A 225-nucleotide genomic window follows, 5' to 3' on the forward strand; every position below is an offset into this window, starting at 1 on the left:
AGAAGATAAGTACGGAGCATTATTTCCTGATGAGTTAATTCCGGTTATTAGAAAAAACAAGTTAACCTGGACTTTTACTGAGGCAATGATAGAAACTTCAATAAAAGAGTTGTCCTCTATAGAGATATTACCGGAAGGCTTCTATGTTTCACTTAATATCTTTCCGTGTGATGTAGTGCTGGGTAACGTGTCACTGCTGGCGCTGATTAGTGAGCTTATCAACTG

1 pseudogene is annotated in these 225 nt (G+C 38.2%); it reads left to right on the forward strand.

The annotated features are described in order from the left end of the window. Positions 1 to 225 (forward strand): annotated as a pseudogene (locus V6260_RS18860) (EAL domain-containing protein); the annotation flags it as partial.

It is taken from the genome of Pseudoalteromonas aliena (assembly GCF_038155085.1).
In the GTDB taxonomy this organism is placed as follows: Bacteria; Pseudomonadota; Gammaproteobacteria; order Enterobacterales; family Alteromonadaceae; genus Pseudoalteromonas; species Pseudoalteromonas aliena_A.